The organism is Microbacterium sp. SCN 71-21, assembly GCF_001725695.1.
Taxonomy (GTDB): Bacteria; Actinomycetota; Actinomycetes; order Actinomycetales; family Microbacteriaceae; genus Microbacterium; species Microbacterium ginsengisoli.
In genome coordinates, this window is sequence record NZ_MEGA01000047.1 from 1 (window position 1) to 16,073 (window position 16,073).

A 16,073-nucleotide genomic window follows, 5' to 3' on the forward strand; every position below is an offset into this window, starting at 1 on the left:
CAGGCCACGCGCACGGCGGACATCCCCGAGCTGAGCCCGAACGGCACCGGTGGGGCGACCCAGAACGCCGTGTCGTTCGAGAACCTCTACGACGTCGCCGGGCTCACGCTCAGGAAGTCGTTCGAGGGGGGCGGCGCGGATCAGTTCGGTGAGACCCAGTCCTTCACCGCGCACGTGGTGTGCACGCTGAACGGGCAGACGCTCGTCGACACCACCCGCACGCTCAGCGCGTCGGGCGCGTGGACGGCGTCCGTGACCGGCATCCTCGCGGGCTCCACGTGCGATGTGACCGAGAACGCGCTCCTCGGCGCCGACGCGGTCGTCATCACGCCGAACGACGGAACCGACACGACGACGGGCGTCGTCACGATCCCCACGAGCGGTCTGGCCACCGTCGCGCTGACGAACTGGTACCTGACGGGCTCCGTCCAGGTCACGAAGACCTTCGCCGGTGCGGGGGCGGCGACCTACGGCACCGCGCAGTTCACGTTCGACCTCGCGTGCACGCGCGGGGGCGAGTCGGTCGTGCTGCCCGGCGGGGCGACGCGCATCGTCGATGCGGCGTCCCCCGTGGCCGACTACACGGGCATCGCGAGCGGATCCTCCTGCATCCTCCGGGAGACCGACGCGGGCGGCGCGGGACTGAGTGAGATCCAGTCCGCGACGGGCGCGCCGCTGGCCGACGCGGCGACGGGTTACACCTTCACCGTCGCGACCGACCCGACCGTGCTCTCGGTCGGCGATCAGGCGCAGCCCGCGCTCCAGGTGCAGAACACCTTCCGACTGGCGCAGGTGACGGTCACCAAGACGGTCGACTCGCAGGCGACGGATGCCACGGGGCATCCGCTCACCTACGGGCCGTTCCAGGTCGCGCTCGCCTGCACGTTCAACGGGGCCGCGGTGGCTGCGACCGAGCCGTTGACGCAGAGCATCGCCGCAGGCGGCTCGTTCACCTGGACGGGTCTTCCCGAGGGCGCCGACTGCCGCGTGACGGAGACGGATGCCGCCGGCGCCGCGCGCACGACGGTGGCCGTCACCGAGGGTGGCGTGACGCAGCCCGCGGTGACGGGCACGACGGCGACCCTCTCGCCGCTGCCCGACGTGTCGGCCGCCGACCAGAGCACGGTGGCGTTCACGAACGCCTTCGACGTCGCCCCGGTCGTCATCTCGAAGGAGCTGAGCGGACTCGGGTCGATCGGGATCACCCGCACCTTCCCGGTGCATGTCGTGTGCACCTACACGAGCACGGTGTATCCGGCGGGCGTCACACTGCGCGACGTCACCGCGCAGATCGGCGGGACGGCGGCGGCGACGCTGACCATCTCGGATGTCCCGATCGGCACCGTGTGCGACCTGACCGAGACCGACACGGGCGGTGCCACGGCGACCCGCATCCATGTCGGCACGACGGTGACCACGTCGGCGAGCGCCCAGATCACCCTCACGGGTGACGACTCATCGATCGTCGTGGAGAACGAGTTCGAGCCGCCGCTGGCCTACACCGGTGCCGCGATGAACGTGCTCGTGCCGATCGGCGGCGGACTGCTGCTGCTCGTCGGCGGGCTCCTGCTGTGGGTGCGCAGGCGCCGCAGCGCCTGATGACCGGATGCCGGTGCGCAGCGATCTGCGCACCGGCATTTGGCCGCGGCATCCCGATGACGTAGACTCTCCCTTTGGTGCGCCTTGCTGGGCGTCACCGCGAACGTGAGCCCTCCACTGGCGTCTTGCGCGAGCATCCCTCGCACAAGCACCCCGGAGCGGGATTCACGAACCTCTCCGTTCGATACAGAAAGCAGCACAACTGTGACGCGCACTTTCACCCCCAAGGCAGGCGAGATCCAGCGTGAATGGCTGGTCATCGACGCCACCGACGTCGTGCTCGGCCGCCTCGCCTCGCACGCTGCCGCGATCCTCCGCGGCAAGCACAAGCCCACCTTCGCGAACCACGTCGACACCGGCGACTTCGTCATCGTCGTCAACGCCGAGAAGGTGGCCCTCACCGGTCAGAAGCTCCAGCAGAAGCTCGCCTACCGCCACTCGGGCTACCCGGGCGGTCTCAAGGCGGTCGCCTACTCCGAGCTCCTCGAGAAGAACCCCGTCCGCGCCGTCGAGAAGGCGATCCGCGGCATGCTCCCCAAGAACAGCCTCGGTCGTCAGCAGCTGTCCAAGCTGAAGGTCTACGCGGGTGCCGAGCACCCGCACGCCGCGCAGCAGCCCAAGGCCTACACCTTCGACCAGGTCGCCCAGTAAGCGCCGCTCACCCAAAGGACACACTCGTGGCGAACATCCAGGACTCCACCGACAACAACTACTCGACCGAGACGCCGGCCGACGTGGTCGTCGACGCCCCCCGCCCCGTTCTCTCGGTGCCGGGTGCGGCCGTCGGCCGCCGCAAGCAGGCGATCGCCCGCGTCCGTCTCGTGCCGGGCTCCGGCTCGATCACGGTCAACGGCCGCACGCTCGAGGACTACTTCCCGAACAAGCTGCACCAGCAGCTCATCAACGACCCGTTCACGGTGCTGAACCTCGCGGGCGCCTACGACGTGATCGCCCGCATCCAGGGCGGTGGCCCCTCGGGCCAGGCCGGCGCGCTGCGCCTCGGCATCGCGCGCGCGCTCAACGAGATCGACGCCGAGAACAACCGCCCGACCCTCAAGAAGGCCGGCTTCCTCTCGCGTGACGCTCGCGTCAAGGAGCGCAAGAAGGCCGGTCTCAAGAAGGCGCGCAAGGCTCCTCAGTACTCGAAGCGCTGATCCGCTCCATGGCGCTGTTCGGCACGGACGGCGTGCGGGGGCTGGCCAACGGCCCCCTCACCGCCGATCTTGCTCTCACCCTGGCCCAGGCGACCGCGGTCGTCCTGGGCCAGGGCCGTTCCGCCGAGGCGCGGCGTGCCGCGGGGCGACGCCCACGCGCGGTGCTCGCGCGCGATCCGCGCATCTCCGGCGAGTTCCTCGCGGCGGCGGTCGCGGCCGGTCTGGCCTCCTCCGGCGTCGACGTCGATGACGCCGGAGTGCTGCCGACCCCGGCGGCCGCGTTCCTCGTGGCCGACACCGACGCCGACTTCGGCGTGATGGTCTCCGCGTCGCACAATCCCGCGCCCGACAACGGCATCAAGATCTTCGCGCGGGGCGGTGTGAAGCTCCCCGACGACGTCGAGCAGCGCATCGAGTTCGCGCTCGCAGGCCCCAAGCTGCAGCCGACCGGCGCCGGCGTGGGTCGTATCCGCCGCTTCGCGGACGCGGAGGACCGCTACGTCCTGCACCTGCTGCGTTCGCTGCCCCATCGCCTCGGCGGCCTCCACGTGGTGCTCGACTGCGCGCACGGCGCGGCATCCGGAGTCTCGCCCGAGACGTTCCGCGACGCGGGCGCCCGTGTGACGGTGATCGGCGCCGACCCCGACGGGCTCAACATCAACGAGGGCGTCGGCTCGACCCACCTCGACTCGCTCGCGGCGGAGGTCGTGCGGCTGGGCGCCGACATCGGCATCGCCCACGACGGCGACGCCGACCGGTGCCTCGCTGTCGATGCGGCGGGACGTGTGGTCGACGGCGACCAGATCATGGCGATCCTCGCGGTCGCGATGAAGGAACGCGGCGCGCTCGCGGACGACACCCTGGTCGCGACCGTGATGAGCAACCTGGGCCTGCATCGGGCCATGACCGATCGCGGCATCCGAGTCCTGCAGACCGCGGTCGGCGACCGCTACGTGCTCGAGGCGATGAACCAGGGCCGCTACTCGCTGGGCGGCGAGCAGTCCGGCCATGTGATCATGAGCGCCTTCGCGACGACGGGTGACGGCCTCCTGACCGGTCTGCACCTCGTCGCCGAGATGGCGCGCACCGGACGCTCGCTCGCCGAGCTCGCATCGACAATGACGGTCTACCCGCAGGTGTTGGTGAACGTGCGCGACGTCGATCGCACCCGCGTGGCCGACGCGCAGGTGGCGGCCGCGGTCGCGGCTGCGGAGGCGGAGCTGGGCGACACCGGCCGGGTGCTGCTGCGGGCGTCGGGTACGGAGCCGCTCGTGCGCGTGATGGTCGAAGCGGCGGATGCCGCCACCGCCGAGCGCATCGCGGCCACCCTCGCCGACGTGGTGCGCGAGCGCCTCGAGAACTGAGTCCCGCTCAGCTCCAGGCCATCGACTCGATGTAGCGCAGCAGCACGCCCTCGCGCAGTGCCCACGGGCTCACCTCGAGCTCGTCGACGTCCATGAGACGCATCGCGGTGTGCACGACGACGGCGCTCGCGACGATCTGGAACGTGCGGTCGGCGGTGATGCCCGGCAGCTCCTGCCGGGCGGACGCGGGGATGCGCGCGAGCCGCGGAATCCACGAGCCGAGCGCGGCGCGGGGGAGCAGCATCCGCTCGATGCCCGACCAGCCCGGCACGGGGTAGCCGGCCAGCTTCGCGAGCGAGCGGATCGCCTTCGACGACCCGACGACGTGGCCGGGGCGCGCGAGGGCGCGGAAGGGTGCGAGCACGGGGTCGAGGGTCTGCTCGGCGTGTGCGCGCAGCCGCTCGACGGCGTCCTCTCCGGGCGGGTCGTCGTGCAGGAATTCGACGGTCATGCGTCCGCCGCCGAGGGGCACGGATGCCGCGGCCTCCGGCAGCTCGTCGGCGCCCGCCGCGATCTCGAGCGACCCGCCGCCGATGTCGAACAGCAGCACCTGTCCCGCCGACCAGCCGAACCAGCGGCGCACGGCGAGGAAGGTGTACCGCGCCTCGACCTCGCCCCCGAGCACCTGCAGCTCCTGTCCGAGGGCCGCCTCGATGCGGGCGATGACCTCGTCGCCGTTGGTCGCTTCGCGCACCGCGGAGGTCGCGGTCGCCAGCAGCTCGTCGACGCCCTGCTCCCGGGCGACCCGGGCGGCGTCCGCGACGGCCTGCTCGAGGGCGGACACGCCCTCCTCGCTGATCGATCCGTCGGGGGTCAGGAAGCGCATGAGTCGCAACACCGTGCGCGTGCTCGTCGACGCCAGGGGGCGGCCGCCCGGGTGGGCGTCGGCGACGAGCAGATGGACGGTGTTCGAGCCGATGTCGAGAACGCCGAGTCGCACGCGGTCAGCCTATCCGGCGCCCGCCCGCCGTCGCGGAGCGCCGAGACTCTACCCCGCCGTCGCGACCGGGGTGGGGACCGCGCTCATCGGCTCGGCGCACGGGAGGAGCCATGCCTTCACGAACGCCGTCGACTGGTAGAGGTACTGATACACCCACTGCCCGAAATCGAGGCGCTCCTCGACGGGCACGACGGTCACGTCGCCCGCATAGCAGCGTCCGAAGATGTAGCGGGTACGGGCGACATGGGGGGTGAAGGTGAGCACCACGACGCTCTGCGCGGCGTGATCGCGCGCGTAGGCCTGCAGCAGGGCGACCTCGCCCTTCGTGGTGAACGGTTCGGGCGTGGCGCAGGTTACGTCGGGGCGCGCGCACTCCGGCACGGTCGACGCCGGCATCCCCCCGCCGACCGAGACCAGCAGATGGGATGCCACGCCCTCGTCGAGCAGCTTCTGGGCGTCCGCCATGCGGGCCGGAGTGGGCGGCCCGATCACGTAGACGAGGTCCGCCCGCGCTACCGCCGGGTGCGAGGGGAAGACGTAGAGGGGCAACCCGGCGAGGGCGAGCGCGACCGCCACGCCCATCGCGATGGCCGCGATGACGACCACCCGCCGTTCACGCATCGATAGCCTCCCTTCGGCGGCTCCGGTGCGCTCCTGTCACGGATGCTAGCGCAGCGGGGCCCGCCGGCCCGCGCCGCTAGGCTGACCCCGTGCCCGTCGACGATGCCTCGCCCGAGACCCTCGCGCCCACGCTCTACCGCGCGATCGGTCGCGCGGACTGGTCGCGACTCGCGGCGGGCATGGAGCAGCCGCTGACCGAGGCGGAGGTCGTGCAGCTGCGCGGCATCGGCGACCGCCTCGACCTCACCGAGGTGCGCGAGGTCTATCTGCCGCTGAGCCGGCTGCTCTCGCTCTACGCGTCAGCGACGAAGCGGCTCGGCGCCGACGAGAGCGCCTTCCTCGGGGAGCCCGACACGACGACGCCGTTCGTCGTGGGCGTGGCCGGCTCCGTCGCGGTCGGCAAGTCCACGATCGCGCGCCTTCTGCGTGAGCTCATGAGCCGGTGGCCGGGAACGCCCCGCGTCGAGCTGATCACCACCGACGGGTTCCTCTACCCGAACGCGGAACTCGAGCGACGCGGCCTCATGGCCCGCAAGGGCTTCCCGGAGTCGTACGACCGGCGCGGCCTCGTCGACTTCCTCAGCGCCGTCAAGTCGGGCGCCGAGGAGGTCAAGGCACCGTGCTACTCGCACATGCGGTACGACATCGTCCCGGACGCCCACATCTCCGTGCACCGACCCGATGTGGTCATCGTCGAGGGTCTCAACGTGCTCCAGCCCCCGCCCTCGCCCAACGACGTCGCGGTGAGCGACCTGTTCGACTTCTCGATCTACGTCGACGCCGAACCCGACGACATCGCCCAGTGGTACACCGACCGCTTCCTCGCCCTGCGTCGCGGCGCGTTCAGCAACCCGTCCTCGTTCTTCAACGTGTTCGCGTCCCTGTCCGATGCGGAGGCCGTCGAGCGCGCGATGGGGTACTGGACCGAGATCAACCTGCCGAACCTCATCGAGAACGTGCTCCCCACCCGTCACCGGGCGAGTCTCGTCTTGCGCAAGGATCGCTCGCACGCGGTCGAGTCGGTGCTGCTGCGCAAGCTCTGAGGGCGCCGTCCGACACGCGGTGGGGCGACGCACCGAGAACTCTGAAGATCTCATAGCAATGCGCGCTGACGGTGCCGAAAAACACGGCAGGATGCCGCGAGATACGCGTCATCACGCGGATCTCGCCCGCGAGGCGAATCCATAGAGACGCCATAGCGCAACCGCCCGCCAGCCCAGCCGAGCACTCCTAGCCTCGTCGAGGATTCACTCGAAAGGACCGAGGCATGGCAAAGAAGCGCGCTCCGCGCTCGCGTCGCTGGTGGCGCAGGCCGGCAGTCATCATCACCATCGTGGCCGTCGTCGTCGTGGCAGGAGCGGGCACCGCGGCTGCGGTGTTCTTCCTCTCGCCGAAGGCGGCGACCCAGCGCCTGGTCGCGGCCGCCGTCGGCACGTACGACCAGAGCGTCTCGGCGTCGGGCACGATCGAGCCGGCGACGGTCGCGAACCTCACCTTCTCCTCGAGCGGCACCGTCACGGCCGTCGACGTGCAGGTCGGGCAGACGGTCACGGCCGGTCAGGCGCTCGCCTCCATCGACCCGACTCAGCTGCAGAGCCAGGTCACCCTCGCCCAGGCGGAGCTCAACCAGGCCGAGACCCAGCAGACGGCCGCCGCCGGCGGCACCTCGGCGCAGGTGGCCGCGGCATCCGCTCAGGTCGCCTCGGCGCAGGCGAAGCTGCAGCTCGCGCAGACCGCCGTCAGCCAGGCGACGCTCAGTTCTCCGATCGCCGGCGTCGTCGCCGCGGTGAACGTGTCGGTCGGTGCCCAGATCGGGTCGAGCGGGACCTCCTCGTCGTCCAGCAGCTCGTCGGCGTCGCGCACCTCGACGAGCACCGGGACGTCGTCGACCTCGAGCACGCCGACGAGCTCGGCGGCGGCCATCACCGTCATCTCGCCCACCTCATGGGTCGTCTCCACCACGGTCAGCAACGCGGACCTCGCGAACATCAAGACCGGCATGCAGGCGCAGGTGACGCCCACGGGCGCCACCCAGGCGATCTTCGGCACCGTGCAGTCGATCGGCGTGCAGTCGACCTCGAGCACCGCCGGCGTCGCCCAGTTCCCGGTCACCGTCGCGCTGACGGGCTCGCCGACCGGGCTGTACGCCGGCACGGTGGCGAGCGTGAACATCATCACGAAGGAGCTCGACAACGTGCTCACCGTCCCGACGGCGGCCGTGCGCACCGAGAACGGCCAGACGGTCGTCACCGTCAGCGACAACGGGTCGCAGCAGACCGTGCAGGTCACCCTCGGCCAGATCTTCGGGGCCCAGACGCAGATCACCAACGGTCTGACGGAGGGTCAGGAGGTCGTGGTGCCGGTCACGCAGTCGTTCCGCACCGGATCGGGATCGGGCGGCTCCAGCATCTTCGGCGGCACCGGCGGCACCGGCGGCTCGGGTCGCACGGGCGGCACGGGCGGCTCCGGCACGGGTGGCTCCGGCCGCACGGGTTCGGGATCCGGATCCTCGACCTCGGGCGGCAACTGACATGCTCGGCGAACCGATCATCGAGCTCGACGACGTGCGCAAGTCGTACGTCATCGGCGACATCGAGGTGCAGGCGCTGCGGGGCCTGAGCCTGACCGTGCGCGAGGGCGACTACCTCGCCGTCATGGGCCCGTCGGGCTCCGGCAAGTCGACGCTGATGCACATCCTCGGATGCCTCGACATCCCGACCTCCGGCTCCTACCGGCTGGCCGGCGACGATGTGTCCACCCTCACGGAGGCGCAGCTGGCCGAGATCCGGAACCGGCGCATCGGGTTCGTCTTCCAGCAGTTCAACCTGCTGCCGAGTCTCACCGCCTGGCGCAACGTGGAGCTGCCGCTCGTGTACGCCGGTGTCGGGCGGGAGGAGCGCAAGCGGCGGGCCATCGAGGCGCTGGAGAGCGTCGGGCTCGGCAGTCGCATCGACCACCGCCCGAACGAGCTCTCCGGCGGCCAGCAGCAGCGCGTCTCGGTCGCCCGGGCGCTCGTCACGAAGCCCAGCCTGATCCTGGCGGACGAGCCGACCGGAAATCTCGACAGCGTCTCGACCGAGGACATCCTCGCCCTCTTCGACGAGCTGCATCAGCAGGGGCGCACCGTCGTCGTCATCACCCATGAGCACGAGGTGGCCGACCGTGCCGCGTACGCCGTGAGCATCCGCGACGGCGAGCTGCAAGACCCGGACGGCGTGCTGGCTGCGGCGGCGATCGTCCCCGCGGCGGGCGCGCACGCGGCATCCGCTCCGTCCCCCACCGACCTGCCCGACCACCCCACCTCGATCGGAGACGAACGATGAACTGGGCGGAGACGCTGCGCACCGCGCTCGACGCGATCCGGCACCGCCGGATGCGCTCCGCGCTGACCGTGCTCGGCATCCTCATCGGGATCGCCGCGGTCATGCTGACGGTCGGCCTCGGACAGGGCGCGCAGCAGCAGGTCGCCGCGCAGATCAACTCTCTCGGCTCGAACCTGCTCGTCGTCACGCCCGGCTCCACGACGAGTGTCGGCGGAGTGCGCGGCGGTGCCGGCTCGGCATCGACCCTCACGTCGGCCGATGCCGCGCTGCTCGCCAACACCACGGTCGCGCCCGACATCGGGGCCGTCGCGCCCGTGTCGACGACCTCTCAGCTGGCGGTTGCCGGAACCTCGACCTGGACCACCTCGATCGTCGGCACCACGCCGACGTGGCTGACGGTGCGCGCCCGGTCGGTGGTGTCGGGCCGGTTCTTCACGAACGACGATCTGAACAACCTCTCGCGCGTCGCCGTGATCGGGTCCACGACCGCGTCCGATCTGTTCGGGTTCCGTGATCCGGTCGGCCAGCAGGTGACGATCGCGAACATCCCGTTCACGATCATCGGCGAGCTGAACACGGCCGGATCGACCGTCGGCGGCGACCAGGACGATCAGCTGGTCGTGCCGTCGACCACGTGGGCGTCGATCTTCTCCAGCTCGGGCGGCTCGACGATCTCCTCCATCTATGTCGAGGCGGCGAGCACGCAGGCGCTGTCGGCGGCCTACCAGGAGACCGACAATGCGCTGCTGACCCAGCACGGGGTGACGGCCTCGAACGCGGACTTCCAGGTCGCGAGCCAGGCCTCGCTGCTGCAGACCGCGACCTCCACGACGCAGATCCTCACGATCCTCCTCGCGGGCATCGCGGCGATCTCGCTGCTGGTCGGCGGCATCGGCGTGATGAACATCATGCTCGTGTCGGTGACCGAGCGGGTGCGCGAGATCGGTCTGCGCAAGGCGCTGGGTGCGACCCCGCGAGCCATCCTGCGGCAGTTCCTCGTCGAGGCGAGCGTGCTCGGCCTCATCGGCGGGCTCCTGGGCATCGCGCTCGGCACGATCGGCGCGCTCACCCTTCCTGCGGTGCTCGGCCAGCCCGTGCTGCTCTCCCTGCCGGTCGCGCTGGGCGCCCTGCTGGTCTCTTTGATTATCGGAATCGTCGCGGGGGTCTACCCCGCGGGACGAGCGGCGCGCCTTGCGCCGATCGACGCGCTGAGGAGCGAATGACATGAGGTACTCCAAGACCGGTCTGCTGGCGGTTCTCGCCGGCGCCGCCATCGTGCTGTCGGCCTGCTCGGCCGCCGGCGCCACCGATTCGGGCAACGCCGCCCCCAACCCCGCTCCCTCGAGCAGCCGCGCGGCCCGCATCCCGGGCGTCAGCGGGCAGGTCGCGGCGCTGAACGGAAGCACGGCGCAGGTGCAGACGCGCACCGCGCAGACGGCGGTCACGTGGACGGGGTCGACCACCTTCGAGGTGCAGAAGAGCGCGGATGCCACGGCTCTCGCAACCGGCGACTGCGTCGTCGTCCGTGCGGATCAGAGTGGGTCCAGCGGGTCCGCCACGCCGGCGACGCAGGTCGCCGCGGCCTCGGTGGAGATCACCTCCAGCGGCGGGTCGACGTGCACCGCCGGGTTCGGTGGCGGCGCCGGCGGCGGAGCCGGACAGGGCGGGTCGGGCGGCCCCGCATCCGGATCGGGCAGTGCGACCCCGCGCGCCGGCGGCTTCGGTGGTTTCGGTGCGTTCGGACAGATCGCGTCGCTCTCGAACGGATCGTTCGTGGTGACCGAGGCGGCGCGGGGCGGCGGCTCGTCGACCCAGGTGACGGTGACGACATCCTCCTCGACGACCTACACCCAGCTGGCATCCGGGACCGCGAGCGATGTGGCGGTCGGCGTCTGCGTGACCGCGACCGGAACGAAGGATGACACCGGCGCCCTGACGGCGACATCGCTCACCGTCAGCCAGCCCGTCAACGGCACGTGCTCGAGCGGCTTCGGAGGTCGCTCCGGCTCCGGCTCCGGTTCGGGGTCCGGCTCCTCGGGCTCCTCCGGCTCGAACTCCTGACCTCGCCGTCGATGACACAGCCCGCCGGCCCGATCGCGCATCCCGCGCGTCGGATCCGGCGGGCCTGACGAGAAAGAATTCCCCATGTCTCCCACGCGACAGCGTCGACGTCTCACCTGGATCATCGGCAGTGCCGTCGGTGCCGTGATCGTGATCGTGGCCGCGGGCGGCGCGGTCGTGGCCGTGCAGGCCTCGACCGGCTCCGACCGCTATCGCACGGCGGCGGTGTCCAGCGGCGCCGTGTCGCAGGTGCTCACCCTCACGGGCACGGTGCAGCGGCTCGGCGACACCTCGGTCGGTTTCGCGACGTCGGGCACCGTGACGAGCATCCCGGTGGCGGTGGGCCAGACGGTGACCGAGGGGCAGACCCTCGCCACGATCGACCCGGCGCCGCTCGAGTCGGCGCTGCTGGCCGCGCAGGCGCAGCTCGCCAACGACCAGGTGACGCTCGAGTCTGCGCAGTCGGGCACCACGACGAGCGGCGCCTCAGGTGGTTCCGGCGGCACCACCGCGAGCGGATCGTCGTCGGGTTCCTCCGGCGGATCGGCGGCGGGCGGATCGTCGTCCGGATCGACGTCCGCGCTCACGGCGGCGATCACCGCGATGGATGCCGCGGTCAAGGCGGAGGGCGCAGCGTGCGCCGCGCTGCTCGCCCCGGCCGCGCCGCACCCGTCCAGCTCGCCGTCGCCGACCGATTCCCCGACCGCCACGCCCGCTCCCACGGACAGCCCGAGCCCGTCGGCCACGCCCACCGATTCCCCGACGCCCACCCCGAGCCCTTCGGCATCGCCCTCGGCCCCGACGCCGGCGGAGATCCAGCAGTGCACGACCGCCATCGCGAAGGCGAGCGCGGCGATCTCCCAGGCCGCCGCGACGATCGTGCAGGCGTCGAAGAGCGCCGGGACGTCCTCGACGTCCAGCCACGGCGCGACAGGCTCGACCACGTCGACCACGTCGACCACGTCCTCGACGTCGCAGGCCGCCGCGCAGGCGAGTCGCGTCGCGTCCGCCGCCGTCGCCGTGCTGCAGGATCAGTCGGCCGTCTCGACGGCGCAGGCCAACCTCGCCGATGCGACGCTCGTCGCCCCGGTCGGCGGCGTGGTCGCCAGCATCCCGTTCTCGGTCGGCGACACCGCCACCACCAGCGAGGCGGTCATCATCTCGGCGGCGGGCGACGCCGACATCACCGTCGACGTGCCGATCTCCGACATGTCGCTCGTGAAGTCGGGTCTCGCCGCGCAGGTCACGCCCGACGGTGCCCAGGCGGCCCTCACGGGCAGCGTCGCGACCGTGAGCCTTCTCCCCGTCTCGTCCACGGCCTCCACGCCGTCCTATCCCGCCGTCGTGACGGTCGCCAACCCTCCGATCGCGCTGGCGACCGGATCCCAGGCGGTCGTCGCGCTGACCGTGGCATCCGCCACCAACGCGCTGCGGGTGCCGACGTCGGCGCTGAGCGGTCTGGCCGGCAACACGGCCACGGCGATCGTGCTCAGCGGATCCGACTCGACCTCGTCGGTATCGGTGCAGGTCGGCGCCGTGGGCGACGGCTGGGCGCAGATCGTCAGCGGGCTGCAGATCGGACAGCAGGTCGTCCTCGCCGACAACCAGGCGACGCTGCCCAGCAACTCGAGCACCTCGACCGGCCGTTTCGGTTCGGGCGGCGGATTCGGCGGCGGCTCGTTCACGGGCGGAACCCGCACGGGCGGCACCACGGGCGGCACCACCGGCGGATCGTCCTCGCGCACCGGCGGCTGAGCCGCGCTGACGGATTCCACACATGCCGGCGACCCTAGGATTGTCGGCATGTGTGGAATCGTCGGTTATGTCGGCCCGCGGCCGAGCCAGGACATCCTGATCGCGGGTCTCGCCCGCCTCGAATACCGCGGCTACGACTCCGCCGGCGTCGCCGTGATCGGTGAGGACGGCACACTCGGCATGCGCAAGCGGGCCGGCAAGCTCAGCGTGCTGCGCGACGACCTCACCGCTCATGCGCTGCCCGACGGCACGACCGGCATCGGCCACACCCGGTGGGCGACCCACGGCGGCCCGACCGACGCGAACGCACACCCGCATCTCGCCGACGACGACAAGCTCGCCGTCATCCACAACGGCATCATCGAGAACTTCGCCGCCCTCAAGGCCGACCTCCTCTCCGACGGCTACACGTTCCGCAGCGAGACGGACACCGAGGTCGCCGCGGTGCTGCTCGGCCGCGAATACCGCGCCACCGGCGACCTCGTCGAGGCGTTCCGCGCGACGGTCGCCAAGCTCGACGGCGCCTTCACCCTCCTCGCGATGCACCAGGACCAGCCCGGGCTCGTCGTCGGCGCCCGCCGCAACTCCCCGCTCGTCATCGGACTCGGCGAGGGCGAGAACTTCCTCGGGTCGGATGTCGCGGCCTTCGTCGAGCACACCCGCCACGCCCTCGCGATCGGCCAGGACGAGATCGTCGCGATCACGCCCGAGGGCGTCACTGTCACCGACTTCCACGGCGAGCCGGTCGAGGTGGAGCCGTTCGAGGTCACCTGGGACGCCTCGGCCGCCGAGAAGGGCGGCTGGTCGTCGTTCATGGCCAAGGAGGTCTCCGAGGAGCCGGAGGCCGTCGCCAACACGCTCCGCGGCCGCATCCGTCACGGCGCGGTGGAGATCCCCGAGCTCGACGGTCTCGATGAGCTGTTCGCCTCGGTGTCGCGCATCGTCGTGATCGCCTGCGGCACGGCCGCCTACGCCGGGCAGGTCGGCAAGTACGCGCTCGAGAAGTGGGCGAACGTGCCGGTCGAAGTCGAGCTGTCGCACGAGTTCCGTTACCGCGACCCGGTGCTCGACGCGAACACGCTCGTCGTCTCGATCAGCCAGTCCGGCGAGACGATGGACACCCTCATGGCGGTCAAGTACGCCCGCGAGCGCGGGGCGAAGACCCTGTCGATCTGCAACACGCAGGGCGCGACGATCCCGCGCGAGTCCGACGCGATCGTCTACACGCACGCCGGCCCCGAGGTCGCCGTCGCCTCGACGAAGGCGTTCACCGCCCAGATCACGGCCCTCTACCTGCTGGCCCTCCACGTCGCGCGCGTGCGCGGGTCGCTCTCGCCGACCGAGATCGCCCAGCACGTCCTCGAGCTCGAGGCGATCCCCGAGAAGATCCAGCGGGTGCTCGACCGTGAGCACGACCGCACCACGCAGCTCGCGCGCTGGATGGCCGACACCCGTTCGGTGCTGTTCCTCGGCCGCAACGTCGGCTACCCGATCGCCCTGGAAGGCGCTCTCAAGCTCAAGGAGATCTCCTACATCCACGCGGAGGGCTTCGCCGCCGGCGAGCTCAAGCACGGCCCGATCGCGCTCATCGAGCCCGGCCAGCCCGTGTTCGTGCTGGTGCCCTCCCCGCGCGGCTCGTCGGTCATCCACGACAAGGTGGTCTCCAACATCCAGGAGATCCGCGCCCGCGGTGCCCGGGTCATCGTCATCGCCGAAGAAGGGGATGCCGCGGTCCTCCCGTTCGCCGACGAGGTGCTGCACATCCCGCTGGCGGGTCCGCTGTTCGAGCCGCTGCTCGCCGTGGTCCCGCTCCACATCTTCGCGATGGGGCTCGCGAGCGCCAAGGGACTGGACGTCGACCAGCCGCGCAACCTCGCGAAGTCCGTCACGGTCGAGTGAGCGCGAGGCGCGGGGGATGATCGTGGGGATCGGCGTCGACCTGGTCGACGTGCCGCGGTTCGAGGCATCCCTCTCGCGCACCCCGCGGCTGCTCGAGCGGCTCTTCTCGCCCGCCGAGCGGGCGTTGAAGCCGCGTTCGCTCGCGGCACGGTACGCCGCGAAGGAGGCGCTGATCAAGGCGCTCGGCGGCTCGGACGGGGTGCACTGGACCGAGATCGAGGTGGCGTCGGAGACCTCCGGCAAACCCGTGTTCGCGCTCACCGGCGGCACCGCGCAGACGGTGGCCGCACGCGGCATCACCGCGGTGCACCTGTCGATGTCGCACGACGCGGGACTCGCGACCGCGTACGTGGTCGCGGAGGGCCGGGGAGAGCCGGGGGAGGGGGCATCATGACGCTGCCGGCGGGAACCATGCGCGAGGCGGTGATCGACACCGAGGCGATCGCCGACAATGTGAGGGCGTTCCGGCGCCGCACCGGCGTCGACGTGATCGCGGTCGTGAAGGCCGACGGCTACGGTCACGGCGCCGTCCGCGCCGCCCAGGGCGCGCTCGACGGCGGGGCGACCCGTCTCGGCGTCGTCGACGTCGACGAGGCGCTCGCCCTGCGTCGCGGTGGCATCGATGCGCCGCTCATGGCGTGGCTGCACGCCCCGGGACTGTCGTTCGGCCGCGCGGTCGAGGCGCACATCGAGCTCGGCATCTCCGACCTCGACCAGCTGAACCGGGCCGCGGCCGCCGCGACCGGCGACAGGCCCGCGCGCCTGCACCTGAAGGTCGAGACCGGACTCGCCCGCAACGGCATCCCGCCCGAGGCGCAGCGCAGCGTCTTCGCCGAGGCCGCGCGTCTCGAGCGCATCGGGCGCGTGCACGTCGTCGGCATCTTCAGCCACCTCTCCAACACGTCGCCCGATGACGACCGCGACGCCATCGCGCGGTTCGACGAGTCGCTCGCGGTGGCCGCGGCATCCGGTCTCACCCCCCGCGTGCGCCACCTCGCGGCCACGCAGGCGGCCATCGACCTGCCTGAGTCGCGCTATGACGCGGTGCGCATCGGGCTCGGCATCTACGGGCTCTCGCCCTTCAGCTACCGCTCGCCCGCCGAGCTGGGGCTGCGGCCCGCGATGACGCTGCGCGCCGCGATCGCGGCCGTGCGGCGGGTGCCGGCGGGCCACGGGGTCTCCTACGGCTACACCTACCGCACCGACCGCGAGACGACCCTCGCCCTCGTGCCCCTCGGCTACGCCGACGGGGTGCCGCGTCAGGCGAGCGGCGTCGGTCCCGTCGTCATCGGCGACCGTCGGTTCCCGGTGGCCGGGCGTATCGCGATGGATCAGTTCGTCGTGGATGTCGGCGACC

Annotated in this window: 15 protein-coding genes; 13 read left to right on the top strand and 2 right to left on the bottom strand. The window is 71.5% G+C overall.

What is annotated here, in order from left to right:
• From ABT08_RS08335 to glmM, 4 genes are all read left to right on the top strand, one after another.
• Window positions 1–1,599, top strand: a 1,599-nt coding sequence (locus tag ABT08_RS08335; protein WP_288114628.1) for a DUF5979 domain-containing protein, incomplete at its 5' end; no start/stop codon positions are given.
• 204 nt (window positions 1,600–1,803) lie between these two features.
• Window positions 1,804–2,250, top strand: a complete 447-nt coding sequence (gene rplM, locus ABT08_RS08340; protein ID WP_045246273.1) for a 50S ribosomal protein L13 — start codon at window positions 1,804–1,806, stop codon at window positions 2,248–2,250.
• 26 nt (window positions 2,251–2,276) lie between these two features.
• Complete coding sequence (gene rpsI, locus ABT08_RS08345) at window positions 2,277–2,753, top strand: 30S ribosomal protein S9 (protein ID WP_056206062.1); 477 nt, start codon at window positions 2,277–2,279, stop codon at window positions 2,751–2,753.
• 8 nt (window positions 2,754–2,761) lie between these two features.
• Entirely contained in the window at window positions 2,762–4,117 is a 1,356-nt protein-coding gene (glmM, locus tag ABT08_RS08350; protein WP_045246276.1) for a phosphoglucosamine mutase, read from the top strand.
• A gap of 7 nt (window positions 4,118–4,124) precedes the next feature.
• Here glmM and ABT08_RS08355 read toward each other — a convergent pair whose 3' ends face one another.
• A complete protein-coding gene (locus tag ABT08_RS08355; RefSeq protein ID WP_288114632.1) occupies window positions 4,125–5,057 on the bottom strand; it encodes a Ppx/GppA family phosphatase in 933 nt (310 codons plus the stop codon).
• A gap of 48 nt (window positions 5,058–5,105) precedes the next feature.
• Window positions 5,106–5,678 (bottom strand): YdcF family protein, encoded by a 573-nt coding sequence (locus tag ABT08_RS08360; RefSeq protein WP_137878224.1) that lies wholly within the window; start codon window positions 5,676–5,678, stop codon window positions 5,106–5,108.
• An 89-nt stretch (window positions 5,679–5,767) separates the two neighbouring features.
• Here ABT08_RS08360 and coaA point away from each other — a divergent pair, with 89 nt between their 5' ends.
• From coaA to alr, 9 genes are all read left to right on the top strand, one after another.
• Window positions 5,768–6,721 carry a type I pantothenate kinase gene (gene coaA, locus ABT08_RS08365; RefSeq protein WP_056206054.1) on the top strand — a complete coding sequence of 318 codons (954 nt, stop codon included), beginning with the start codon at window positions 5,768–5,770 and terminating at the stop codon, window positions 6,719–6,721.
• Between the two features lie 224 nt (window positions 6,722–6,945).
• Window positions 6,946–8,208: an efflux RND transporter periplasmic adaptor subunit gene (locus ABT08_RS08370; protein ID WP_288114636.1), complete on the top strand. Its 1,263-nt coding sequence runs from the start codon at window positions 6,946–6,948 to the stop codon at window positions 8,206–8,208.
• 1 nt (window position 8,209) lies between these two features.
• Entirely contained in the window at window positions 8,210–9,001 is a 792-nt protein-coding gene (locus ABT08_RS08375; protein ID WP_082486256.1) for an ABC transporter ATP-binding protein, read from the top strand.
• The gene (locus tag ABT08_RS08380; protein WP_045246286.1) at window positions 8,998–10,224 is read left to right on the top strand and encodes an ABC transporter permease; all 1,227 of its coding nucleotides are present in this window, start codon (window positions 8,998–9,000) and stop codon (window positions 10,222–10,224) included. The genes ABT08_RS08375 and ABT08_RS08380 overlap by 4 nt, the downstream gene beginning before the upstream one ends.
• A gap of 1 nt (window position 10,225) precedes the next feature.
• Window positions 10,226–11,062, top strand: coding sequence for a DUF5666 domain-containing protein (locus tag ABT08_RS08385; protein ID WP_288114639.1), 837 nt, complete (start codon window positions 10,226–10,228; stop codon window positions 11,060–11,062).
• An 84-nt stretch (window positions 11,063–11,146) separates the two neighbouring features.
• Window positions 11,147–12,817 (top strand): permuted SH3 domain-containing protein, encoded by a 1,671-nt coding sequence (locus tag ABT08_RS08390; RefSeq protein WP_288114642.1) that lies wholly within the window; start codon window positions 11,147–11,149, stop codon window positions 12,815–12,817.
• Between the two features lie 48 nt (window positions 12,818–12,865).
• Window positions 12,866–14,716, top strand: a complete 1,851-nt coding sequence (glmS, locus tag ABT08_RS08395) for a glutamine--fructose-6-phosphate transaminase (isomerizing) (RefSeq protein ID WP_045246607.1) — start codon at window positions 12,866–12,868, stop codon at window positions 14,714–14,716.
• 16 nt (window positions 14,717–14,732) lie between these two features.
• Entirely contained in the window at window positions 14,733–15,110 is a 378-nt protein-coding gene (locus ABT08_RS08400) for a holo-ACP synthase (protein ID WP_056206046.1), read from the top strand.
• On the top strand, window positions 15,107–16,073 hold a 967-nt coding region (alr, locus tag ABT08_RS08405; protein ID WP_288114645.1), incomplete at its 3' end, for an alanine racemase. The genes ABT08_RS08400 and alr, both read left to right, overlap by 4 nt.